At 62.0% G+C, this 24,230-nt stretch carries 22 protein-coding genes; 10 read left to right on the top strand and 12 right to left on the bottom strand.

What is annotated here, in order from left to right; translation table 11 throughout:
• The first annotated feature begins 24 nt into the window (after positions 1–24).
• The 4 genes from QQL79_RS04855 to QQL79_RS04840 all read left to right on the top strand — a co-directional run bounded on the left by QQL79_RS04855 (position 25) and on the right by QQL79_RS04840 (position 3,848).
• The gene (locus tag QQL79_RS04855) at positions 25–759 is read left to right on the top strand and encodes a head GIN domain-containing protein (RefSeq protein WP_284388469.1); all 735 of its coding nucleotides are present in this window, start codon (positions 25–27) and stop codon (positions 757–759) included.
• Between the two features lie 108 nt (positions 760–867).
• The gene (locus tag QQL79_RS04850) at positions 868–1,851 is read left to right on the top strand and encodes a glycerophosphodiester phosphodiesterase family protein (protein ID WP_284388467.1); all 984 of its coding nucleotides are present in this window, start codon (positions 868–870) and stop codon (positions 1,849–1,851) included.
• Between the two features lie 90 nt (positions 1,852–1,941).
• Positions 1,942–2,871 (top strand): DMT family transporter, encoded by a 930-nt coding sequence (locus tag QQL79_RS04845; RefSeq protein WP_284388465.1) that lies wholly within the window; start codon positions 1,942–1,944, stop codon positions 2,869–2,871.
• Between the two features lie 92 nt (positions 2,872–2,963).
• The gene (locus QQL79_RS04840) at positions 2,964–3,848 is read left to right on the top strand and encodes a DMT family transporter (RefSeq protein WP_284388463.1); all 885 of its coding nucleotides are present in this window, start codon (positions 2,964–2,966) and stop codon (positions 3,846–3,848) included.
• 39 nt (positions 3,849–3,887) lie between these two features.
• Here QQL79_RS04840 and alaS read toward each other — a convergent pair whose 3' ends face one another.
• The 3 genes from alaS to ribB form a co-directional block, all read right to left on the bottom strand.
• Positions 3,888–6,533, bottom strand: coding sequence for an alanine--tRNA ligase (gene alaS / locus QQL79_RS04835; RefSeq protein WP_284388460.1), 2,646 nt, complete (start codon positions 6,531–6,533; stop codon positions 3,888–3,890).
• A gap of 192 nt (positions 6,534–6,725) precedes the next feature.
• Positions 6,726–7,802: a recombinase RecA gene (gene recA, locus QQL79_RS04830; protein ID WP_284388457.1), complete on the bottom strand. Its 1,077-nt coding sequence runs from the start codon at positions 7,800–7,802 to the stop codon at positions 6,726–6,728.
• Positions 7,803–7,951: 149 nt separating this feature from the next.
• Positions 7,952–9,070, bottom strand: coding sequence for a 3,4-dihydroxy-2-butanone-4-phosphate synthase (gene ribB, locus QQL79_RS04825; RefSeq protein ID WP_284388456.1), 1,119 nt, complete (start codon positions 9,068–9,070; stop codon positions 7,952–7,954).
• Between the two features lie 192 nt (positions 9,071–9,262).
• On the opposite strand from ribB, the gene araD1 reads away from it, so the two are divergent.
• From araD1 to QQL79_RS04805, 4 genes are all read left to right on the top strand, one after another.
• Entirely contained in the window at positions 9,263–10,258 is a 996-nt protein-coding gene (gene araD1, locus QQL79_RS04820; protein WP_284388453.1) for an AraD1 family protein, read from the top strand.
• Positions 10,259–10,325: 67 nt separating this feature from the next.
• On the top strand, positions 10,326–11,342 hold the full coding sequence (locus QQL79_RS04815) for an aldo/keto reductase (RefSeq protein WP_284388451.1): 1,017 nt from the start codon (positions 10,326–10,328) through the stop codon (positions 11,340–11,342).
• Positions 11,343–11,401: 59 nt separating this feature from the next.
• Positions 11,402–11,752 (top strand): ArsR/SmtB family transcription factor, encoded by a 351-nt coding sequence (locus QQL79_RS04810; protein ID WP_284388449.1) that lies wholly within the window; start codon positions 11,402–11,404, stop codon positions 11,750–11,752.
• Positions 11,753–11,864: 112 nt separating this feature from the next.
• Positions 11,865–12,350 (top strand): SRPBCC domain-containing protein, encoded by a 486-nt coding sequence (locus tag QQL79_RS04805; RefSeq protein ID WP_284388447.1) that lies wholly within the window; start codon positions 11,865–11,867, stop codon positions 12,348–12,350.
• A 37-nt stretch (positions 12,351–12,387) separates the two neighbouring features.
• On the opposite strand, the gene QQL79_RS04800 is transcribed toward QQL79_RS04805, so the two are convergent.
• From QQL79_RS04800 to flgB, 8 genes are all read right to left on the bottom strand, one after another.
• On the bottom strand, positions 12,388–12,771 hold the full coding sequence (locus QQL79_RS04800) for a DUF2237 family protein (RefSeq protein ID WP_284392817.1): 384 nt from the start codon (positions 12,769–12,771) through the stop codon (positions 12,388–12,390).
• Positions 12,772–12,776: 5 nt separating this feature from the next.
• A complete protein-coding gene (gene cckA, locus QQL79_RS04795) occupies positions 12,777–15,347 on the bottom strand; it encodes a cell cycle histidine kinase CckA (protein ID WP_284388445.1) in 2,571 nt (856 codons plus the stop codon).
• 484 nt (positions 15,348–15,831) lie between these two features.
• Positions 15,832–16,914, bottom strand: coding sequence for a flagellar biosynthesis protein FlhB (gene flhB / locus QQL79_RS04790; protein ID WP_284388443.1), 1,083 nt, complete (start codon positions 16,912–16,914; stop codon positions 15,832–15,834).
• Positions 16,915–17,060: 146 nt separating this feature from the next.
• A complete protein-coding gene (gene fliR / locus QQL79_RS04785; RefSeq protein ID WP_284388440.1) occupies positions 17,061–17,831 on the bottom strand; it encodes a flagellar biosynthetic protein FliR in 771 nt (256 codons plus the stop codon).
• A complete protein-coding gene (fliQ, locus tag QQL79_RS04780; protein ID WP_284388438.1) occupies positions 17,831–18,097 on the bottom strand; it encodes a flagellar biosynthesis protein FliQ in 267 nt (88 codons plus the stop codon). Before fliQ ends, fliR begins: the two co-directional genes overlap by 1 nt.
• 61 nt (positions 18,098–18,158) lie before the next feature.
• Complete coding sequence (fliE, locus tag QQL79_RS04775; RefSeq protein WP_284388436.1) at positions 18,159–18,488, bottom strand: flagellar hook-basal body complex protein FliE; 330 nt, start codon at positions 18,486–18,488, stop codon at positions 18,159–18,161.
• 21 nt (positions 18,489–18,509) lie between these two features.
• A complete protein-coding gene (gene flgC, locus QQL79_RS04770; protein ID WP_284388434.1) occupies positions 18,510–18,920 on the bottom strand; it encodes a flagellar basal body rod protein FlgC in 411 nt (136 codons plus the stop codon).
• 11 nt (positions 18,921–18,931) lie between these two features.
• Positions 18,932–19,324, bottom strand: coding sequence for a flagellar basal body rod protein FlgB (gene flgB, locus QQL79_RS04765; RefSeq protein WP_284388433.1), 393 nt, complete (start codon positions 19,322–19,324; stop codon positions 18,932–18,934).
• Positions 19,325–19,518: 194 nt separating this feature from the next.
• On the opposite strand from flgB, the gene QQL79_RS04760 reads away from it, so the two are divergent.
• Entirely contained in the window at positions 19,519–20,139 is a 621-nt protein-coding gene (locus QQL79_RS04760) for a flagellar biosynthetic protein FliO (RefSeq protein WP_284388431.1), read from the top strand.
• 16 nt (positions 20,140–20,155) lie between these two features.
• Positions 20,156–20,899, top strand: a complete 744-nt coding sequence (gene fliP / locus QQL79_RS04755) for a flagellar type III secretion system pore protein FliP (protein ID WP_284388429.1) — start codon at positions 20,156–20,158, stop codon at positions 20,897–20,899.
• On the opposite strand, the gene QQL79_RS04750 is transcribed toward fliP, so the two are convergent.
• On the bottom strand, positions 20,896–24,174 hold the full coding sequence (locus QQL79_RS04750; RefSeq protein WP_284388427.1) for a tetratricopeptide repeat protein: 3,279 nt from the start codon (positions 24,172–24,174) through the stop codon (positions 20,896–20,898). The two genes, fliP and QQL79_RS04750, sit on opposite strands and share 4 nt — an antisense overlap.
• Between the last annotated feature and the right edge of the window lie 56 nt (positions 24,175–24,230).

Below are 24,230 nucleotides of genomic sequence, written 5' to 3'. Positions count from 1 at the left end.
AGCATCCAACAGGGAGATGGATAAATGCGGACGATTGCCACTCTGGCCTTTGCCACCACCATTGGACTGACGCTCGCCGGAGCGGCCCATGCCGAAAGTCGCAGCTTCGAGCTGAAGGATTTCGACAAGATCGATATCGCCACGGGCATAGACGCGATCGTGACCATCGGCGACACATTCGCCGTTGTGGCAGACTCCAACAGCCCCGACGCCCTCGATAATCTGCGGCCCACTGTATCGGGCGGCGTCCTAAGCGCGCACTTCGACCAGAGTTTCCTGGATTTCATCGTCAGTGGTGGCCTGGTCGGCATGCTGCTGGCCAATGGCAATGCCATAAGTGTCAACATCACCCTGCCCGCCATCACCGGCATTTCCGCCAGCTCGGGCGCCGATGTTCGCGCCGGCAATCTGAGTGCGGAAAATCTTGAGATCGAAGCCTCAAGCGGCTCCGATATCAGACTGGTCTCTGCAACGCTGGGCGCTGTGGAGGTCGATGCCTCGAGCGGCTCCAGCGTCGACCTCTCCGGAACCTGCAACAGTATTGACGCTGGCGCATCGAGCGGCTCGAGCATCGATGCCGACGGCCTGGTTTGCGCCACTGCCACCGCCCAGGCGTCGAGCGGCGCCGATATCGACGTGCACGCCACCCAGAGCCTCAAGGCAGACGCTTCGAGCGGCGGCAATATCGAGGTCCGCGGCAATCCGGCTCAGACCGATATCGATTCATCGAGCGGCGGCGACGTTTCGCTCGAGGACTGATCGCGTGGCGCGGCGCGGCCGCATTCAGACAAAACTCAAAGACCGCGCCGGCCTCATTTCAACCTGATTTCCTCCCGACAGCTGTCGCAGCGATCTGGGGGGGGAATCATGAAGCGTTGGACGCTGCGCATCCTGCTGGCGGCCTTGGTGGCTGCCACCGGGATTTATCTGTTCAACGCCAGCTGGCGCGTCGCTCCACCAACCGACCCGCAAGTGGCCCTGATCGCCCATCGCGGCATCCACCAGACCTATGACCGGCAGGACCTGGACAACGACACCTGCACCGCCGAGCGCATGGACGCCCCGACCCATGAATTCATCGAGAATACGATTCCCTCCATGCAGGCGGCCTTTGCCGCCGGCGCCGATATCGTCGAACTCGATGTGCACCCCACTACGGACGGCCAATTTGCCGTGTTGCATGACTGGACCGTCGATTGCCGCACCGAAGGCACCGGCGAAACCCGCAGCCACGACATGGCCTATCTCAAAACGCTCGATATCGGCTATGGCTACACCGCCGATCGCGGCGCCACCTTCCCTTTGCGCGGCAAGGGGGTGGGGCTGATGCCAGAACTCAAGGAAGTATTGTCGGCGATGCCCGACAAGCTTTTCCTCGTCAATTTCAAGAGCCGTGAGGCGCGCGACGGCGATATGCTGGCCGATCTTCTGGTGCAGTACCCCGATATGCGCAGCGCCATCTGGGGCGCCTATGGCGGCGACGAGCCCACCTTTCGCGCCGAGGACCTGATCGGGGGGCTCCATATCTGGTCGCGTCGCGGCCTGGTCGATTGCCTGCTGCACTATGCGGCGCTGGGCTGGACGGGCTTTGTGCCCCAAGCCTGCCGCAACACCACGATCATGGTGCCCATCAATGCCGCGCCCTTCCTCTGGGGCTGGCCCAATCTCTTTGTCGACCGCATGGCGGCACAAGGCAGCCAGATCATCCTGCTCGGCCCCTATAGCTCGGGCGATCCCGGCACAGCCGGCATCGACACGCCCGAACTGCTGGCGCAAGTGCCCGAGCAATTCTCCGGCTATATCTGGACCAACAAAATCGAAACCATCGGGCCGTTGTGGCGCGGCCGATAATATTGCAGCGACACATTCGCCCATCGACGGAAGCGCCGGGGCCCTCTAGTCTCCAACTATTCCCGGCGTCTCTGTTTTTTTGGATGTGCCATGCCGATCGGCGTGCTTTACGCGGTTGCCGCCTATTCGATCTATTCCTGCGGCGATGCGATCATCAAGGGCTTCGGCCAGACGCTCAGCGTTTTCGAGATCGGCTTTTTCATCGCCCTGTTTTCCCTGATCCCTGCGCTCTTCGTCAAACCGAAAGGCGAACGCTGGCGCGACAGTTTCAAACTCCGGCACCCGGCGCTGGTCCATCTGCGATCCTTTAGCGGTGTCGCCTCCTCCACCCTTGTGACCTTTGCCTTCGTCACCATCCCCTTCGCCGAGACCTATTCGCTGGTCTTTCTCATGCCGCTCTTCATCACGGCCATGTCCGTATTGCTGCTGAAGGAGCGCGTTCATGCCGTCCGCTGGGCCATGCTGCTGGCCGGCTTCATCGGCGTCATGCTTGTGGTGCGGCCTGGCTTTCGCGAATTGGAACTGGGGCACCTGGCGGCATTGGGTTGCGCCTTTTTTGGCGCCACGACCACCACGGTATTGCGCGTGGTTGCCAGCGACGAAAAGCGCGTCAGCCTCATCGCCCTGCCCGCGCTCTATCTGCTGGTGGCCAATGCTGTGCTGATGGCGCCAACCTTCGTTATACCGAATTGGCAGCAATTTGCCCTGCTGCTCGTCAGTGGCAGCTTTATCGGCATGGGGCACATCCTGCTTATCGCCGCGACCCGCAATGCGCCGGCCAGCCAGGTCGCCCCGGTGCAATATGTCCAGATCATCTGGGCCATCGCGCTCGGCGCCTATTTCTATGCCGAGCACCCCGACTGGATTGCCTATATCGGCCTGGCTGTCGTCATCCTATCCGGGCTGGTCAATGTCTTCATCGATGGTGCGCGGGCGCGCATCGCCGGCCGCTTTGCCGAATACCGCGCCCGGCCCGGCCCCAAAACCAACATCACCGAAGTACAAGGGCCGGAAATATAGCGCAGATGCCCGGCCAGCACCGTCGACGGCGCCTGTCCTGGTTTGTATGGTAGACCGCTTTCCCGAGTCTTCCTCATATTTTGGATGTTGCGATGCCGGTCGGCGTCATTCTGGCCTTTTTGGCCTATGCCAGTTTTTCAATGGCCGATGCCCTGATCAAGGCGACCGGCCCCGCCATGTCGGTCTTTGAGATCGCCTTCTTCACCACCAGCTTCTCGATCATCCCCGCCATGCTGACCAAGCGCGGCGAAAGATGGCGCGATATTTATAAGCTCAAGCATCCCTGGCTCGTGCATTTGCGTTGCGCCACGGCGATCCTGGGCACGGCCTGCGTCATGTATGCCTTTACCCATATCCCTTTTGCCGACGTCTATGCCGTGGGCTTCCTGACGCCGGTGGTGGTGACCATATTGGGCGTGCTGGTGCTCAAGGAACATGTGGCGCCGCATCGCTGGCTCTTGCTGCTCATCAGCTTTCTCGGCGTCGTGCTGGTCATCCGCCCCGGCGTCCGCGAGCTGCAGCTGGGGCATCTGGCCATCTTCTGCAGCGTCTTTTTCGGCGGCATAACCACGATCATTCTCCGGCACGTCGCGCCACGGGAAAGAAGGGTAAGCCTGGTGGGCATTCAGGTGCTCTATTCAGGCCTGTTCAATGGCCTGCTGATGCTCCCGGTCTTCGTGGTGCCATCGCTTGAGCAATTGGCCGTATTCCTCGGAATTGGCCTGTTGGGCGGCACGGGCGGCCTGCTGCTCATTTCCGCGGCCAAGCGCTCGCCCGCCAATCTGGTGGCGCCGGTGCAATATAGCCAGTTGATCTGGGCCATCGTATTCGGCGCGGCATTCTTTGGAGAATACCCCGATTGGGTGGCCATTGTCGGCCTCGTCATCGTGCTATCGGCCGGATTGGCCAATGTGCTGAGCGAGAAGATGAAGATCGTCTGGAAGCCCCGGCTCTTCTTTTATCGGACCGGGCTTTAGCGACAGACCCCGCCGCGCGGCGGGGTCTGATGCTTTCGCTTAGAGTGCTGCCCTGACGGCAGCGATGGCCTCGGCAGCCTTGGAGCCATCGGGTCCGCCGCCCTGCGCCATGTCGGGCCGGCCGCCGCCGCCCTGCCCGCCCAGAGCCAGTGTCGCCAACTTGATCAGCTCGCCTGCGGCATAGCGGGCGGTGAGGTCCTGCGTCACACCGACAGCCACGGTACCCTTGCCGTCCTCACCCTTGAGCACGACGGTAACGACGCCCGAGCCGATGCGCTTCTTCTCGGTATCGACCAGGCCCTTCACGTCCTTGGCGGCAATGCCCTCGACCGTACGGCCAACATAGATGACGCCATTGATCGTCTCGTCTGCCGCAGCGGCCGGTCCGGAGGCGCCGCCACCCAGAGCCAGCTTCTTGCGGGCATCGGTCAGCTCGCGCTCGATCTTCTTGAGGTTCTCCTGCAGGGCTCCGATACGGTCGAGCACTTCATGGCTGCCCGAGCGCAGCAGGCCGGCTGCCGCATTGACGATGGCGACATTGGTATTGCCCCGATGCCGCGCTGCCTTGCCGGTCAATGCCTCGATACGGCGCACGCCCGCACCCACCGCGCTCTCGGCGACGATGGAGACAAGCCCAATATCGCCGGTGCGGCGTACATGGGTACCGCCGCAAAGTTCCACCGACCAGCCCAGGCCATTGCCGGTGGGCTCGCCCATGGCAACGACGCGAACTTCATCGCCATATTTCTCGCCGAACAGAGCGCGCGCACCCGATTCCTTGGCTTCTTCCACGCCCATCAGGCGCGTCTCGACCGGTGCGTTCTGGAGCACGATGGCATTGGCGATATCCTCGACCTCGGCCATTTCCTGCTCGGTCACAGGCTTGGTATGCACGAAATCGAAACGCAGCCGGTCGGGCGAAACCATGGAGCCCTTTTGCGCGACATGGTCGCCCAGGACAATGCGAAGCGCTTCATGCAGCAGGTGCGTGGCCGAATGATTGGCACGGATCGAGGACCGCCGCTCGTGATCGACCAGCAATTCCACGGGCTGGCCGAGCTTCAGGGTACCGCTGGCAACCTTGACCTTATGAGCAAAAACGCCGTGGAATTTCTGCGTATCGGCAACATCGGCCGAGACGCCCTCGCCTTTGAGCACACCGCTATCGCCGACCTGGCCGCCGCTTTCGCCATAGAAGGGCGTCTGATTGAGAACGACAAAGCCCTCATCGCCGGCGGTCAGCGAGGAAACCTCGACGCCGTCCTTGACCAGCGCCTTGATCTCGCCTTCGGCAATTTCGGTTTCGTAGCCCAGGAACTCGGTGGGGCCGAGCTTGTCGGCCAGCCCATACCAGACGGTATCGGTTGCCGCTTCCCCCGAACCGGACCAGCTCTTGCGTGCCTCGGCCTTCTGCTGGGCCATGGCGGCATCAAAGCCGGCCTGATCGACACTGATGCCGCGCGAGCGCAGGGCATCTTCGGTCAGATCAAGCGGGAAACCATAGGTGTCATAGAGCTTGAAGGCGGTCGAACCGCTCAGCACCTGCCCCTCGGCCAGGTCCTTGCTCTCGTCAGCCAGGATCTGCAGGCCGCGGCCAAGCGTCTTGAGGAAGCGGCCTTCCTCAAGCTTGACCGTCTCGGTGATCATTGCTTCCCCACGGCTGAGCTCGGGATAGGCCTGGCCCATCTCGCGCACAAGGGTCGGTACCAGCTTGTGGATCACCGGCTCGCTCGCGCCCAGAAGGGTGGCGTGGCGCATGGCGCGGCGCATGATGCGGCGCAGCACATAACCGCGCCCTTCATTGGAAGGCAGCACGCCTTCGGCGATCAGGAAGGACATCGAGCGCAGGTGATCGGCAATGACGCGCAGGCTGCGATTGCCTTCGCCATTGACATCGGCGCCGGTTGCCGAGGCAGCGGCACTGATCAGCGCCTTGAACAGGTCGATATCGTAATTGTCGTGCACGCCCTGCATGACGGCAGCCACGCGCTCAAGGCCCATGCCGGTATCGATCGAGGGGCGCGGCAGGCCGGTGCGCGACCCGTCGGCATGCTGCTCGAACTGCATGAAGACGAGATTCCAGATTTCGATCCAGCGATCGCCATCTTCCTCCGGCGAGCCCGGAGGGCCGCCCCAGATGTGATCGCCATGGTCGTAGAAGATTTCCGAACATGGACCGCAGGGACCGGTATCGCCCATCTGCCAGAAATTGGACTTTGCACCGAGCCGCACGATGCGATCCTCGGACAGGCCGGCAATCTTCTTCCAGAGTTCCATGGCCTCGTCATCGTCCTGATAGACGGTGACCATGAGCTTGTCCTTGGGCAAGCCCCAATCCTTGGTCAGCAGATTCCAGGCCAGCTCGATCGCGCGATCCTTGAAATAATCGCCAAACGAGAAATTGCCGAGCATCTCGAAAAAGGTGTGATGCCGTGCGGTAAAGCCGACATTGTCCAGATCATTGTGCTTGCCGCCGGCGCGCACACATTTCTGCGCGGAGGTCGCGGTCGAATAGGGCCGCTTTTCAACGCCGGTAAAAACGTTCTTGAACTGCACCATGCCGGCATTGGTGAACATCAATGTCGGATCGTTGCGCGGCACCAGCGGGCCCGATGCCACGGCCTCATGACCATTGCGGGCGAAGTAATCGACAAAACTCGAGCGGAGATCGTTTACGCTGGTCATCAACAGGCTTTCATCGGAATGGCGCCATGCGCCGCAGAAGGTCGGGGGGCTTTCTATCGCGCGGTTTGCGCCTCTGTCCAGCATTGCGGCAGCAAGAGGGCATTTGTCATTGGCCGCGATGCCAATGGCGCCAAAAGAAAGGAGGCAGCGCTTGCGCGCCACCTCCACAAAACCGGCATGGGAAAGGACGATCTATTCGTCGCTATCCGCACCATCATCGTCCCCGCCGGACACCAGCAGAACTTCACCAAGCAGGCCGGAACTTTCACGCACACCGCGCTCGATCGTTGCCGCTGCCTCGGGATTGTCCTTGAGGAACTGCCGCGCATTCTCACGGCCCTGCCCCAGGCGCTGGCTATCCCAGGAGAACCAGGCGCCGGACTTCTCGACAATGCCCGACTTGACGCCAAGGTCGATCAATTCGCCAGTCTTGGAAATGCCTTCGCCATACATGATGTCGAATTCCACCTGGCGGAACGGCGGAGCCAGCTTGTTCTTGACCACCTTCACGCGGGTCTGGTTGCCCACGATCTCTTCGCGATCCTTGATCGCGCCGATACGGCGGATATCGAGACGAACCGAAGCATAGAATTTGAGCGCATTACCGCCCGTCGTAGTTTCGGGCGAGCCATACATCACGCCGATCTTCATGCGAATCTGGTTGATGAAGATGACCAGGCACTTCGACTTGGAGATCGAGGAGGTCAGCTTGCGCATGGCCTGGCTCATCAGGCGAGCCTGTAGACCAGGCAGCGCGTCCCCCATTTCGCCTTCGAGTTCGGCACGCGGCGTCAGCGCAGCCACCGAGTCGACAACCAGCACGTCGATGGCGCCGGAGCGCACCAGCGTATCGGTGATTTCGAGCGCCTGCTCGCCGGCATCGGGCTGGGAAATCAACAGGTCATCGACATTGACCCCGAGCTTGCGGGCATAGATCGGATCGAGCGCATGTTCCGCGTCGACGAAAGCACAAATGCCACCGGCGCGCTGCGCCTCGGCAATGACATGCAGGGCCAGCGTGGTCTTACCCGAGCTTTCGGGCCCGAAAATCTCGACGATTCGGCCCTTCGGCAGGCCGCCAATGCCCAAGGCGATGTCGAGGCCGAGCGATCCGGTGGAGATGGCCTCCACTTCGATCGATGCAGCCTCGCCCAGCCGCATGATCGAGCCCTTGCCGAAGCTGCGCTCGATCTGGCCGAGCGCTGCGGCAAGTGCCTTGTCCTTATCCATAGTTCCACCCTCAACAACGCGAAGCGGCGAGCCAGCCATAGTTCTCTCCTTATTTCACGCTCTGGGGGGCCGCGCAACGCGTTGGCACCGCAGGTCGCTGTCCATTTAATGTGCCCTATTTGTTCTCATTTTGTTTCCAAAGTGTCAAGTGGGGAACCGGAACAAAATAAGAAAGGCACCTGAAGGGGTCAGGAGAGCAGAATCGTTTCGCCGATCTCGAGCCCAAAGCCGCCCAGACCGACATATTGGCGCCCCGAAGTCGTCATCAGGGCGATGGATTGGACACCGAGATCGCGCAGCATCTGCGAGCCCACGCCAATCTCGCGCCAGCCCTTCATGCGCTTGACCGCGCTGCCATGATGCTCGCCGCCCTGCCCGTCCTGTGTCGGGGAGCGACGGCTATCCTCTTCGCGATCCCCGGCGGAAGCGCCGCGCAGCAACAGAACGATGCCGGTGCCGCCCCGCGCGACGATCTCCGCAACAGCACGCTCAATGGGATCGGCCTCGCCGGCCGCGCGCGCCAGCAGATCGCGCAGCGGCTGTTCCCGGACGATGCGGCAAGGCACATTGCTCTTGCCCTCGACATCGCCCAGCACCAGCGCCACTTGCTGCACCGGATCGAACGGGGTCTGATAGGCATAGGCAACCGCCGGCAAGCCGCTGACCATGGTGGGAACCACGGCCTGGCGCGACAGGAATTTCTCCTGTGCCAGGCGATAGGAAATCAAATCCTCGATCGAGATGATCTTGAGGCCGTGCTCCTGGGCAAAGGCGATCAGTTCGGGCAGACGCTTGACAGTGCCATCGTCATTGACCACTTCGGCCAGCACGCCGGCCGGCTCAAGGCCAGCCATGCGCGAGAGATCGATACCGGCTTCAGTATGGCCGGAACGGGCCAGCACGCCGCCCTCCCGGGCCAGCAGCGGGAAGATGTGACCCGGGCGGATGAAGTCGCCAGCATGAGCATTGCCCCCGGCCAGCGCCCTTATGGTGGCGGTTCGTTCAGCGGCGGAAATACCCGTGGTCATGCCGACCCGGTAATCGACCGTCACGGTAAAAGCCGTGCGGAACGGATCGATATTATTGGCGACCATGGGATCGAGATTGAGCTCGGCCGCGCGGGCCGTTGTCATCGGCACACAGATAATGCCGCTGGTATGGCGGATCATGAAGGCGATCTTTTCGGGCGTCGCCTTGCCGGCCGCCATGATCAGGTCGCCCTCATTCTCCCGGTCGGTGTCGTCCACCACAACCACGAGTTCGCCTGCGGCAATCGCCGCGAGTGCGCTTTCGACGCTGTCCAGCATGGCAAAGTCATCCCCGGCGCCGCCCTGGCGCTGCCCCCGATATAGAGACGCCAGCGACCTCGCACAATCCAAAGCAGGGTCTATGGTGGCGCGAGATTTCATTAGTATGATTTTTGGGCTTGCCTAGTGTGCCCCTCTTGCGTTCTATGCCTGCCAGTTTGGCCCGCCGGGCCTCTCCGCGGGAGGACACAAATGAATCTGATCCAATATTTCGATCTCAACGGCGAGCGCGCCGTCGGCGCCGTCCAGGGCGAGGTGACCCGCCAGGTCAATGGCGCCAGCAGCGTCTACGGTCTGGCCCAGGCGGCAATCGCCGCCCAATCGGGCATGGGCGCGCTGATTGCGCAGCAGGGATTGGGCGAAACTGTCGATAAGGCAGCCCTGTTGGCCGAAGGCCGGCTTCTGGCGCCGATCGACCATCCCGACCCGGCCCATCTTTATGTCACCGGCACCGGCCTCACGCATCTGGGGTCCGCCGCGACGCGCGATGCCATGCACAAGTCCAACGGCACCAAGACCGAGGACAACCTGACCGATTCCATGAAAATGTTCCGCATGGGGCTGGAGGGCGGCAAGCCCGCCGATGGCAGCAAAGGCGTGCAGCCGGAATGGTTCTACAAGGGCAACGGCTATACCGTCGTCAATCCCGGCCACCCCATCCCCTCGCCCAGCTTCGCCCTGGACGCTGGGGAAGAACCTGAAATCGCCGGCATTTATCTCATCGACCACAATGGCCAGCCCCGGCGACTGGGCTTTGCCCTGGCCAACGAATTCTCCGACCATGTGACCGAACGGGTCAACTATCTCTATCTGGCGCATTCCAAGCTGCGCGCCTGCTCGTTCGGACCGGAATTGCGGCTGGGCGATCTGCCGGCCCATATCGAGGGCAAATCACGCATCTGGCGCGATGGCCAGGTGATCTGGGAAAAGCCATTCCTCAGCGGCGAGGATAATATGAGCCACACCATCGCCAATCTGGAATATCACCACTTCAAATATGAGCTGTTCCGCAATCCCGGCGATATCCATGTGCATTGTTTCGGCACGGCAACGCTGAGCTTCGCCGATGGCATTTCGACCAGGCCCGACGACATTTTCGAGATCGAGGAAGCCCAGTTCGGCGCCGCCCTGCGCAACCCGATCCGCATCGAAACCGAACACCCGGTAATCATCGGCAACGTCTACTAGGACCAATCGCAGCGTCTTTACGGCGGCCAACTAACATGTCAGTTATCCTCCCATCTGGGAGGAGACTATGGCGGCACGCACATTCGAGACGCGCCAGATCGGCAAAACCGGTCTGGAAATCACCACACTGGGCCTTGGCTGCGCGTCCCTGGCCGGCATTTTTACCAATGTGCCGGCCGACCAGGCCCGAGCGACCATAAGCCACGGCCTCGACATGGGGATAAATTACGTCGATACGGCGCCCCAATATGGTTATGGCCGCTCCGAGCATCTCGTCGGCGACGTCCTGCGCGAGCGGCGCGCCGGCACCGTGCTCTCGACCAAGGTAGGGCGGCGCCTCAAGCCCGTGAAGGAATGGAGCGAGCCGCATAATTGGGTCAATCCCCTGCCCTTCGAGCAGGTCTATGACTATTCCTATGACGGCATCATGCGCTCCTACGAGGACAGCCTGCAGCGGCTGGGCATGAATGGCGCCGATATTCTTTATGTCCACGACATCGGCACTGCCACCCATGGCGTAGAGGGCAACAAGCCCTTGTGGAAACAGCTCGAAAGCGGTGGATACAAGGCGCTGCGGCAATTGCGCGACAGTGGCGAGATCAAGGCGATCGGGCTGGGCGTCAATGAATGGCAGGTGCTGATGGACGCCTTCGCCCTGGGCGATTGGGACGTGTTCCTGCTTGCCGGGCGCTATACGCTCCTGGAGCAGACTTCGCTCAATCCCTTCATGAGCACCTGCATCGAGCGCGGTGCTTCCGTGGTCATTGGCGGCCCGTTCAATTCGGGCATTCTGGTGGGCGGCGCCATCTTCAATTATGCCAAGGCACCGCAGGCCATTGTTGATCGCGTCAAAGCACTCGAAACCGTCTGCCAGGATTTCGGTGTAGCCCTGCCCGCCGCCGCGCTGCAGTTTCCCCTGACTCATCCCGCCGTATGCAACGTGCTGCCGGGGCCGAAATCGCCGGAAGAACTCGACGGCATCCTCAAATGGTGGGACGCCAAAATCCCCGACGCGCTTTGGACGGAACTGGCCAACCAGGGATTGCTGGCCCCCGGAACGCCCATTCCCGGCGGAACGGCTTGACGCGGAGAGCGAACAAGCATTGAATAACCAATAGGTTTTATAACCAAAATAGGTCATTCATGCCGACGCCTGCCAGTCTTGACGCCACTTTCCAGGCTCTGTCCGACCCGACACGGCGCGCTATTCTGGCGCGGCTGGCACAAGGCGAAGCCTCGGTGATGGAACTTGCCGAGCCCTTCGCCATGAGCCAGCCGGCCATTTCCAAGCATCTCAAGGTATTGGAAAATGCGGGGCTGATTTCGCGCGGGCGCGACGCGCAGCGGCGGCCATGCAAGCTGGAGGCACAGCCACTAGCCGAGGCCACCGGATGGCTGATCGAATATCGCAAATATTGGGAAGCCCAATTTGAGCGGCTCGATGACCTGCTTGATGAACTCAAGCGGCTGGAGGCCATGGCAGGCAAAGCGTAGAGCGCAGGACGATCCGCTGGAATCGGATCGTGCGCTCTATCTTATTGTTGTCGCATCGGATTCGACCGAAAGCCGCTTCGCACTTTTCGGTCCGATGCTTAGGGAGGACGAGATGGCATTTGGCGGACCACTGCGCATATCCACGCCCAGCGATACCGAAATCCTCACCGAGCGCGACTTCGCCGCGCCGCGCGATCTGGTGTTTGCCTGCTATACGCAGCCGCCACTGATCAAGCGCTGGCTGACCGGCCCGCCGGGCTGGACCATGCCGGTCTGTGTTTTCGAGGCGCGAGCCGGCGGACGCTATCGCTACGAATGGCATAAGGGCGATGAGCGCCTGGCCATGTCTGGCGTGATCCACACCATCACTATGCCGGAACATATCCGAAGCGAGGAAGGCTTTGATCAGCCCGACACCGGCGGCATGTCGCAGTCGCTGGTCGATTTCGAGGAAAAGCCTGAGGGAACGACAGTGATCAACCGGCTGACATACGCGTCCAAGGCCCTGCGGGACCAGATTGCGGCAACGGGCATGGCCGATGGCATGGAGATGAGTTTCAAGAACCTGGATGCGCTATTGGTGGAGCGGAAGCGCTAGCTCTATTTTTGCTTCCCCCACGGTGTCATTCCCCGCCCTAGTTCAAATCCAGAGCATACCTCTTGAGCACCTCGAGGGGGATAAGTCCGAGCACGGCTTGATTGGTTGAGCGCAGGAACACTTTGGGCGCCTTGCCGGCGGCGTGGGCTTGCGCCCAGCGGCCGGCGACGAGGCACCAATGGTCGCCGCCGCTCAGGCCGGGAAACGAGAATTCCGGATGCGGCGTGGAAAGATCGTTGCCGACCGAAGCGGAAAATTCCAGGAACTCTTCCGTCGCCTGGATGCACACCAGATGCACCGCCGCGCCATCCGGCCCGGCCGCACAATAACCGGTGCGGAAGAAGCCGGTCAGCGGATCGCTGGAACAGGGCTGCAGCGGCTCGCCCAGTACATTGAGCTCGGCGGCGCCGAAGCGCCCCATCTCGTTCAATTGACCTCGCCCTTGCCCAGCCGCTGCAGCACTTCCTTGACCTTGGAATTGATCTGATCGAGCGAATAGGGCTTGGGCAGGAAATCCACGCTCTGGTCGTCCTCGATGTCCCGGCGCACGCTTTCCTCCGCATAGCCGGACACGAAAATAACCTTGAGATCAGGCATTTCCCCGCGCACATGCTTGAGCAGTGTCGGCCCGTCCATTTCCGGCATCACGACATCGGAAATCATCAGGTCGATCTTGTAATCAATGTCCTCAAGCACTTCGAGCGCTTCTTCGCCGCCATCGGCCTCGAATACCTCATAGCCGGTAGCGCGCAGGGCGCGGGCCGAGAAGGCGCGCACGCTCTCTTCGTCTTCCACCAGAAGAATGCGTTCCTGGCCGGTGAGATCGCGCGCTGGGGCAGCGGCGGCGGCCTTGCCGGCAATTTCGTTCTCGGCTGGCACATGGCGCGGCAGGAAAATCTTGAACGTCGTACCGACGCCAACGGTCGAAACCGGATAGATATAACCCTCGGTCTGCTTGACGATGCCATACACGGTCGAGAGTCCGAGGCCCGTCCCCTTGCCCAATTCCTTGGTCGTGAAGAAGGGCTCGAAAATCTTGGCGATGACTTCCGGGCTCATGCCAGTGCCCGTATCCTGCACATCGATAAGCACGAAATCGGCCGGGACCATGCCCGCGAAAGTCATGCGCTCGGCTTCTGCCCGCTCGACATTGCCAGTGCGGATGGTGATCGAGCCGCCATTGGGCATGGCGTCGCGCGCATTGACCACCAGGTTGATGATGACCTGTTCGAGCTGCACGACGTCCGCGCGCACCGGCCAGATGTTGCGGCCATGCTCGACGGTCAGTGTATTCTTCTCGCCGATCATGCGCTTGAGCAGCACGGTAAGATCGTCAACGATCAGCGGCAGCTCCAGCACTTGCGGCCGCAGGGTCTGCCGACGCGAGAAGGCCAGCAACTGCCGGGTGAGCCCGGCCGCGCGATTGGCATTCTGCTTGATCTGCATCAGCTCGCTGAACGAGGGATCGCCCGGCTTGTGCTTGAGCAGCAGCAGATCGGAGAAGCCAATAATGGCGGTCAGCAGATTGTTGAAATCATGCGCCACACCACCGGCGAGCTGGCCCACAGCCTGCATTTTCTGGCTTTGGGCAAACTGGGCCTCGAGCTTGCGCTGGTCGGTCATGTCGAGCGCATAGACATTGACCTGCTCGGCCGAGCCTTCGCTGAGCTCGGAAGCCGAAAGGTAGAGCCGGACGGCATGATCGCCCTCGGCATTGAGCAGGGCATCGACTGGCTCGACTTCCGAGCGATTGGCGGTGGCATCGCCAATGGCGCGGGCAAACTTGTCGCGGCTCCCCTCCCCGATCAGCTCGCTCAGCGGCTGCATTTCAAGGCTTTTTTCCTCGCCCGACCAACGGAAAATGCGCCCGAACGGCGCATTGGTGCGGATGATGCGGCCCTCGCCATCGAGCGTGGCAATGGCAAAGGGCGTGTCGTTGAAGAAGCGCGAGAACCGCACTTCGGCCGCGCGCAGCTCTTCCTCGGTATCGGGGGCGCTCGACATGTCGAGCACCAGCGTCCGCGTTTCGCCCAATTCACCATCGGCCATGCGGGCTGCGCGATGCAACAGGCGCACCGGCAGGCTCGTGCCATTGCGGCGGACCAAGTCGATATCGATGACCTCGGTCGAAATCTCGCCGTCGCCGCGGCCGCGCATCAACAGGGTCGCCCCATCGCCGCGGACGATATCGGAGAGGCCAAGATGCCCCGCATTGAACTCGGCCAGGTCATAGCCCAGCCAGTCGGTCAGCGTCGAATTGAGATATTGGATGCGGCCATGCGCGTCGGCAGAGAAGAAGCCGGCCGGAGAATGATCGAGATAGTCGATGGCGCGCTGCAGGTCGCGGAAGGCGCTCTCATTATTGTCGCGGTCACGGGTAATGTCCTCGACCGACCAGATGACCAGCGGCTTTTTTGCCTCGTCGCTTTCGGGCAAGGGCCGCACGGCGACGCGATACCAGAACGGGCGGGCACTCTCGGCCTGCGATCCGCCCAGCCCGCCAACCAGACGGATATCCTCGACGGCACTACGGCCATCCTTGGCAGCGCGGGACAAGCGATAGATGGCCTCGCTGGCATCGGACTGGCCAGCAAAGAGGCGGGAGACGCCCACCGGAAGGCCATTGTTCAGCGCACCGCTGAAGCTGCCGTAATGCGCGTTGACGTAGGAAATCTTGCCGTCCCGATCCGAGACCACGGCGCCGAATGGCAGGCTGTCGATAACGGCGCGGGAAATCGTGCGTCGCTCCTCATTGCCGGCAAAGCGAAACAGGCCCGCAGCCAGCCCGAAGAGGCAGAAGACCCCGACCACGGCCAGCACGCCGACAAAAGTCATCACCAGATCCATGGGAATGCGGTCGCTGAAAAAGGAGAAGGCCACGGCCAGCGCCACCAGCACCACGCCCAAGGCCACGACACGCCACAGCCCCGCGCTGCTGCGCTCGGAGGCCAATAGTGGATCGGGATAGGTGTCCTCGCCGAGCGGCGTCGATGCCATGGGTCGTTGTGCTCCGGGATGACGTTGAGTCGGGGCGAATCAGGGCCTGACACAGGTCTAGCAAATGGGCCGGGCCGTTGGGAGGGTGAACAAAGTTATAAACATGGCCGTGAAAAAGCGCCACATGGGACAAATTGTTCCTGTGGTTGAGCGGCGATGGCGAGACCGGCGCCTCGTGGGATTTGGTAGTAATGGTGAAACGTCGGTCTCGCCATCGCGCCGGGTCTTTTCGCAAGGACGGGTGGGCACACTATTGTTTCAAGCGTTGTACCCGTTCCCCCCACACGATTGGAGCGACCTCCAATCCCCGACTGTCACCCAGCCCATTCACTCGTCATGACCGCGCTCTGGCGGGGTGATGAGGGGAGTGTAAGCGCAAGTGGAGGGGGTGGGGATAAGATGGGTAAGGTCGACAGATTTGGGCCTCCCTCCCCCCATGAGGGGGCTGGGGTGGAGGGCGATGGGCGCGCCCTGACCGGAGCCCCTACCCCGCCCTCCAGCCACCTGACTTCTTGAGGCGCATGACGAAGCCGATGACTTCGGCAACGGCCTTGAAGTGTTCGCCCGGAATGACGTCATCGATCTCGACACTGGCAAAGAGCGCCCGGGCCAGCGGGGGATTTTCCACGATCGGCACGTCGTTTTCCTTGGCCACTTCGCGGATGCGGAACGCCACCGCATCCGCCCCTTTGGCCACGCATTGCGGCGCGCCCATGGAGCGATCGTATTTGAGCGCCACGGCAAAGTGGGTCGGGTTAGTGATAACGACGGTGGCGTCGGGCACGGCCGCCATCATGCGCTTGCGGGCGCGATCATGCCGGAGCTGGCGGATGCGGCCCTTGACCTTGGGATCGCCTTCCATCTGCTTGTATTCGTCGCGGGTTTCCTGAACGGTCATCATCTGCCGCTTCCACCATTTCTGGCGGACATAGAGATAATCGGCCAGCGCAATGACGGTCAGCACCGCCAGCGTGGCGGCGAAAATCTTGAGGCCGATCTCCTGGAAATCGGCGAGAATGATCAATGGATCGGCCGTCATCATCGTGTCGAGCCGGTCGCGCTCGGGCCAGACCACGAAGAACAGCACCGTGCCCATGACGCCGATCTTGAGCAGTCCCTTGCCGAAATTGACCAGGGATTCGGTCGAAAACAGGCGCTTGAAACCGGCCAGCGGCGAAATTTTGGAGAGTTTCGGTGTGATCGGCTCGGTCGAGATCAACGGCCGGTGCTGGATGAGATTGGCGGTAACAGCGCAGAAGGTGAGGATCACCAGCGGCACGAAGATCGTGCCGAGCAGCGCCAGCGCCAATCCGTTGAAGAAAACCGCAAAGCCCGAGCCGCCCAGCTCGAACTGATCGGCATTGGTCATCACCACCTTGAGCGATTCCATCAGGCTCGCGCTGGTCGATGGCGCCATCATCGCGAAGATGGCGGCCGAACCGAGCAGCATGAACCAGGTGGTCACCTCCTGGCTCTTGGCGACATCGCCCTTCTTATGGGCGTCCTCCAGCTTCTTCTGGGAGGGGTCCTCAGTCTTACTGGCCTGTTCGGGGGCTTCGTCTGACATCTAGAATGCCCCCATCCAGCCATTGCCACGGCCTGCGAAGCGCAGTTCGCTCCGCTTCCGGTGCTCACGTACGCAAACGTACGCTGCGCGCCGGTTCTCGCGAACCACCCTTCTCGACTCCTGGCAATGGCCGGCTGGGCACATTCTCAGCCCCTCCACATCGCCAGGTGGTTCTCAAAGCCGGTAATGTACCAGCCCATCATCATGGTCAGCAGCAGCGCAAAGAGGATGAGGCCGACCATCACATTGGCCGGCATCAGCAGGAAGAAAACCTGCAGCGCCGGCATCAGGCGGGCCAGTATGCCCGCGCCGAGGTTGAACACTAGGCCGAACACGATGAAGGGCGCCGACATCTGGATGCCGATGGAAAAGGCGCTGGCGACAGTGCGCAGCGCCAGTTGCGCCGCATCGTCGAACATCAGCGGATCGGCGACGCCGAAGACCACATAGCTGTCATAGGTCGCCGCCAGCGCGACATGATGCAGGTCCGTGGCAAAAATCAGCGTCATGCCGAGAAAGGAGAGGAAGCTGCCGAACACCGCGCCCTGCACGCCAACCTGGGTGGGGTCGGCCGCCATTGCCGCGCTGAGACCCGATTGAAACGCGATGACGGCGCCCGCCACCTGCGTTGCCATGACAGTGATGCGCGCAATGGCGCCCAACATGATGCCGATGGCCAGTTCGTGGAAGATCAGGCCGACAATATCAATGAAATCGACGGGCATGGCCGGCAGGTTGGGTGCCAGCAGCGGATAGACGACGAGCGTGAAGGCCAGCGCGAAGGACAGGCGCATCCGCACTGGGATCATCGTCTCACCCAGCGCCGGCATCAGCATCAGGATGGCCCCGATGCGGCAGAACATCAGCAGATAGAGAAAGGCCGTATTGGGCAGCCAATCGAGCCCGATGCTGATCATCAGCCGCCCACGATGATCATGTCGATCACCCGGTTCATATAGCCGCCCATGGTCGCGCCCAGGAACGGCAGCGCGATCAGCATGGTGATGAAGATGGCGATGATCTTGGGCACGAAGACCAGGGTTTGTTCCTGAATCTGCGTCAGCGCCTGGAACAGGGCAATCACGACACCGACCAACAGGCCGACCAGCATCATCGGCGCCGAAACGATAATCAACGTCCAGATGCCATCAGTCGCGATGTCGAGAACTTCGGCGCCGGTCATTGCAGTTCCTCAGGCGAATCGTCGCCCACGCGCCCATTCTATCCCTGCGCGGAAGTCTGCGTCAGATCGGCATCCGCATGATTTCTTCATAAGCCGAAATCACCCGGTCGCGCACCGTGACCATGCTCTCGATGGCCAATTCGGTCTGGCTGAGCGCGGTGACCATATCAACCACATTGGCCTTGCCATTGACCATGTCGATGGCCATCTGGTCCGACGCCTTGCCGGCATCCATCACGCCCTGCACCTGCTGGGCCAGCATCTGGGCAAAATTGCCCCCTGCATCACCGGTTGCGGCGCTGAGATCGGTGGTCGGCTTGGCCGCCTGGGTGATCAGGCGGCTGGCATTGCCATAGGCGGCGGTGGCGGCGTTGAAGGGTGTTGTGGCCATCTGGCATTATCCTCGATGCGCTCAGCCGCGCAGAATGTCGATCGTGCGGCCCAGCATTTGCCGGGTGACGGTGACGACGTTGAGATTGGCTTCGTAGGTGCGCTGGGCTTCGCGCATATCCATCGTTTCGATCAGCGTGTTGACGTTGGGATATTGCACATAGCCGCTGGCATCGGCGGCCGGATGGCCGGGCTCATAGCGGCTGGTGAAATCGCTCATGTCATAGGCCAGGCGCCCGACCTCGACGACCTTGCCACCCACTTCGGCATCGTAATGGGTCTGGAAGGTCGGGATGCGGCGGCGATAGGGCTCCTCCCCCGGCGCCTTGCCGGCGGAATCGGCATTGGCGATGTTCTCGGCGATGACGCGCATCCGGGCTGTCTGCGCATGCAGGCCCGTGGCAGCGATACGGAGCGAGGAATTGAAATCCATGATCTAGGCTCCTAGGCCGAGCGGCCAAGCGCGGTTTTGAGGATTTTGATCGACTTCTGGTAGACCGTCGTGGCGGCCTGATAGTCCATCATGTTGGTGGTGACCTTCATCATCTCGTCCTCAAGGGAAACCCCATTCCCCTCCGGCGTGATTTCGAAATTGGCCATGCGCTGAGCGCCAAAGGCGCCGCCTTCGCTGCTGGACACGGAAAAGTGCATCGGCTGGGTAGCGAGCGTGGTAATGCTGGCCGAGGAAAAACCGCCTGGCCGGTCGGCAAGATCATATTGCGCCAGGTCGCGGCCTCGGTAACCGGGCGTTTCCGCATTGGCAACGTTTTCAGCAAGCAGGCCTTGACGAGCCTGATGCCAGCGCATCTTGTCGGTAAGCGCGGAAAAAACCGGCATGTCCATGAGGCCCATCGGCCGCTACCTCTCGCGAGTCCATAAGTGCGCAATGGGCAAATCTTGCCGGGTCATGGTTAATCAAGTGTTAATTAACCCCTGCAATACCGGCGCATGCCTCGCAATTTGCAAAATGCTGCGGCCAAATAGGCAATATATGCCGCCCGGATTCGGGTAAGCGCGTTCTGGGAGACGTCATGCAGTTCATCACCAGCCTTTTTGGCGGTACGGAAAACTCCATCCTGACCGTCGTCTTCGCACTCGGCATCGTGCTGGTGCTGATCGTCCTGGCGGTGTGGCTGCTCAAGCTGCTGTTCAGCGCCTCGGGCAATGTAGCGCGCGGCCGCAACCGGCGGCTCTCGGTCAGCGACAGCCTCGCGGTGGACCAGAAGCGGCAATTGCTGATCGTGCGGCGCGACAATGTCGAGCATCTCGTATTGATCGGTGGCCCGCAGGACGTGGTGATCGAGACCGGCATAGCAGTGGACGAAACGGCATTGGCCTCTGGCCGCAGGCAGGTGCCCATGCTGGGGCGCAAGCCGGCGCCCGTGACCGCTCCGCCCGCCAAGGCAGTGGTCCCCGAACCGGTCGTCGGCCCGGCTGCCACGATCGAGCATCTGGGCGAGGCCGCCAGCCAGCGCAGCGCGCGCTCTTTGCGCCATACCGGCCTGATGCGGTCGGTCGATCCTGCAGTAAACGCGGGAAACTCCGACAAACCGGCTCCCGGAGCCACCGACTCAGCTAAAGAGGACAGTGCACAGCAAGACGTGGAAGGCACTGATCTTGGCGAGGGCGAGACCAAGACCAAACGGAAGTAATGCATCGCCGCACCGTATGCGGCGTCTGCTTACTCTTGCCGGCCTTGTCGCATTTGCCGTTTTGGTGCTGACGCCCAGCCTGGCCTATGCGCAGAACCTGTCGATCGATTTTGGCGATGAAGCAACCCTGACCGAACGGGCAGTCCAGCTCATCGGGTTGATCACCCTGCTCTCGCTGGCGCCGTCCATCCTCGTCATGGTGACCAGCTTCACGCGCATCGTGGTGGTGCTGTCGCTACTGCGAACGGCCATCGGCCTGCAGACCGCTCCGCCCAATTCGGTAATGGTATCGCTGGCGCTGTTCCTGACCCTGTTCGTGATGCAGCCAACGCTGCAGCAAACCTATGACCAGGGCATCGCACCTCTCCTGGCCGGCCAGATGGAAGTCGCCGAGGCCTTCGAGGCCGGCGCCGCACCCTTGCATGCCTTCATGCGGGCCAATGTGCGCGAGCAGGACCTGCAGCTGTTCTTCGATCTGACCGAAGCCGAAGTGCCGGCCGAGCCCGAGGCGATCCCGCTGCAATTGCTGGTGCCGGCCTTCATGATCTCGGAATTGCGCCGGGCCTTCGAAATCGGCTTCCTGCTGTTCCTGCCCTTCGTCGTCATCGACATGGTGGTCGCCTCGGTGCTGATGTCGATGGGCATGATGATGCTGCCGCCGGTGGTGATTTCACTGCCGTTCAAGCTGATCTTCTTCGTGCTGGTCGACGGCTGGTACCTGGTGGCGGGTTCGCTGGTGCGAAGTTTCGTCAGCAGCTAGAGCGCGGCCAGGCCCGCATCCGGCCGGCTTGCCCCCAGCGGGGCCAGGGCATCCGTGCCGCCATAGGTCTGCCGGTATGCCGCGAGAAAAGCGTTGAGCCCGTCAATGCCCGAGACCTGGTTGGCGACCTTCTTGAATTCAAGACTGTCGACCTGGATCGTTCCGGTCACATAGTCGAAAATCGGCCATTCGGGTGACGTGACCATCCGCTCGGCGAATTTCGAACGGAGCCGGGCCAGCCCCATCGTGTCATTGGCCATGACATAACCAACGGCAGCCTTGATGACGCCCATGCGCTCGGGCTGAGCCAGCGCCGCGGCGTGGTTCGGCTCGGAATAGAGGGCCTCCAGCATCTCGCTGGCCTCGACATAGCGGCGCGACTTCCAATGTGCGTCGATCCGCAACAGGCTCACATCGCGCCCATCCATGTCGCGCAGCATATCGAGCGCCAGCACATCGCGGCCGCCATCGATCATCGCCCGCGCCTCCAAAAGCCGCCGCTGACGGACAAGAGAATCCGGCAGACCCGGCAATTGGGTGGCATTGAGCACCCGCAAAGCGTCCTGGGGCCGGCGGTCCGCGACATAGATGACCGCAAGATCGGTGGCAACCTGGGTGCGGGCCACGCCCCGCAGCCGATTGTCGAGCTGGTATTCGAGCAACTCGGCAGCCTGCGGCAGCAAATCGACCCGGACCAGCCGCCGCGCCAGGTTGCGGATCATCTCGTCACCGCGCCGGCCCGGCGGCGTCAAATGGCGGAAGTCATAGTAGAGGCTGAGCGCCTCGACCGGGCCCAGCGTGTCGGCCTTGCCATCGAGAAACAGCGTCGAGAACTCGGCCTGGGCGTCATCGCGCATGGCATTGGTCGCCGCACCGTCCGGATAGGTGCCCACCGCCTGCTTCACCACTTCAAAGCCAAGGCGATAGTCGCCGTCGCGGAAATAGAGATCGGCCAGCAGACGCTGCATATCGGCTTCCAGCGGATTGCCGCGCCACAGCAGAGCTTCCGCCGCCAGGGTCTGCGCGGCCTTTTCCAGATCGAGACGGCCGGCCTGATCGAGCAGATAGAGCGTGCGATAGACCGCTTCAGCCCGGGTGGGCCGGATATCTGCGGCAATGACCTGGCCATAGGTGTCGATGGCTTCATCGATGCGGCCCTGCAGCTCATCGATCCGGCCCGACATCAGGTGATAAAGGCTGGTCTCTTCGGCGTTGAGGGCGGCGAAGTTCAACGCGCCCAGGAACCGCTCGGCCAGGGCGCTATCGCCAGTCTCGACGGCGGCGCGCATGGCCGCGAAATGGAAGCGATTGCGCGCCCAGGCCGGATAGGAAGCGGCAATGCTCGCGGCCTCCATTCCATCGGCGCGGGCGCCCTTGAAATCATAGAGATCGGCGCGGGCGATGGTGCGCCAGAACAGGGCATCCATGTCCTGGCTCATGGCCGTGCCGCCCAGGATGGCCAGCGCCTCCTTGGGCCGGTGGGCCATCGTATCGGCGATGGCCAGGCTCATGCGCAGCTTGCGGGTCAAAGCGGCGGACTGCAATTCGCTCTCGAGCACCCGCAACACACCAATCGCCTCGTAGGACAACTGGTTGGCAAGGTAGTATTGCGCGAGGTCCAAGCGGGCAGTATCGCGCTGAGCGCCGTCAGCCTCGGCAGCCAAGGTCAGCAGCTCGTCACGCCGAACCGAGAAGGCTCCGGCATCGGGCTGTTCGAGCCGCGCCAGATCGATGAAGCTGCCACGCACGCCTTCTCCATTCGAGCCACCGAGGGACCGCGGCCCGTCGAGTGCCGAGACAGTCAATCCGCCTGGCAGCGAGATGACGGCAACGTCGCTATCCACGGCCATGGCGAGACTTTCCGTCTCCGGCTTGATCACCAGACCATGGACGCTGCGCAGCGCAGAAAATTCGACATAGTCGAGCGGTCGCGTAATGCCGCGAGCGGGTGGATAGGCCGTGACCACCTTGAGCATGTCGCCCACAACCGGGTCGCGGAAATCATGCACCCTGGCCGGACGGGCGATATTGGCGACCATTTCGAACGAGCCTTCGACGTCCCGGCGGCGGCTGAGCTGGATCGGCTCGGTCGGGGTCAGGACCATATCGCCAAGCGAGAGCACCCATGCCATGCCCTCCGAGCCCAGGCTCGCCAGACGATCCTGATTGAGATCGATCCGCACCACCTGCGTATCTCCAGCCGCCACGGCAGAAAACGTATCGGCGAGCGCGGTAAGCTCATCGGATTTCGTCGGCTGGGTAATGCCTACCGTAGTGTCAAAAATCATCCAGACGGTATCGCCGCGCCGGAACACGGCAGCGGGCGTATCTTGCTCGAACGGGAAGACCACCCGCAGCGTCGAGCCAACCACATTGACGAAGGGCGTGATCGTCGCGGAGGCGTCGGAAGCGAGAGCGCTGGTTTGTGGCGCACCGCCGACCTCCCCCGCGGGACCTTGGCTGGCCGGAACCTTTGCCGCCTCGGCCAGGCTGGCGGCCTCGAAGCTGGGCAGCCCCTGCCCGGCAATGTCGATATCCAGCACGAATTGCCGCGAGGAATTTTCGTAAAAGCGCGGCGTCACGCCCTCGGCCAATTGCAGAGTGACATTGGCGCCGTCCGGGGTGACTGCGCTTTCAATGCCGGTAATTTCGGGCGGCAGATCGGCGAGAAGACTGCGAATATCGACCCCGACCGGCCATTCGAACGCAATATGGCCGGTCTGACCATCCTGCACATATTGGGCTGTGGTCGGCACGGTCCAGTCGAACTGAACGCGCAGGAATGTGGGATTGCGGCCGATGCGAACATTCGCTTCCGGCTTTAGCTCGGCGACATCGGCCGCCTTGCGGTCGCGCTCGGCCTTGATGGCCGCCAGCCGCGCCCGCTCGGCCAGCTCATCCACCACTTCCTGCGGCAGCGCCGGGGGCATGCCCTGCCAGGTGGGGGGCAAAAGGTCGATGAAGAGCTTCTCGCCGGCTTCAATGCGGTTGAAATTGAATGCCTTGCGCAGCCCCATGCGCAGGCCGCGGCCATCGGGATCCACCCGCGCCACTGAGAGATAGTCGGGCATGGTGGTGCCCACATCGGGCAGGATGACGGAAATCTGCTCGTTGAACTCAAGCGACAACACACCGTTTTCGATGCGCATCGTATAGCCGGGGAGATCGTCGAGTCCGGGGAAGCTGAGGATCAGACGGCCATAGCCATTCTCCTGCGTAACCAGGAGTTGCCCCTGCGCCTGGCCGAATGCCGGCGCAACAACGCATAGCGTCACCGCAGCACACACTGCTAACGCACGCTTAGCTTTCTGCCAGCCTGCAAGTATTGCGG

The sequence above is a fragment of the Devosia yakushimensis genome (assembly GCF_030159855.1).
Lineage (GTDB): Bacteria > Pseudomonadota > Alphaproteobacteria > Rhizobiales > Devosiaceae > Devosia > Devosia yakushimensis.
The sequence above is the reverse complement of the archived record's forward strand: the minus strand, read 5'-3'. Positions and strand labels throughout refer to the sequence as shown.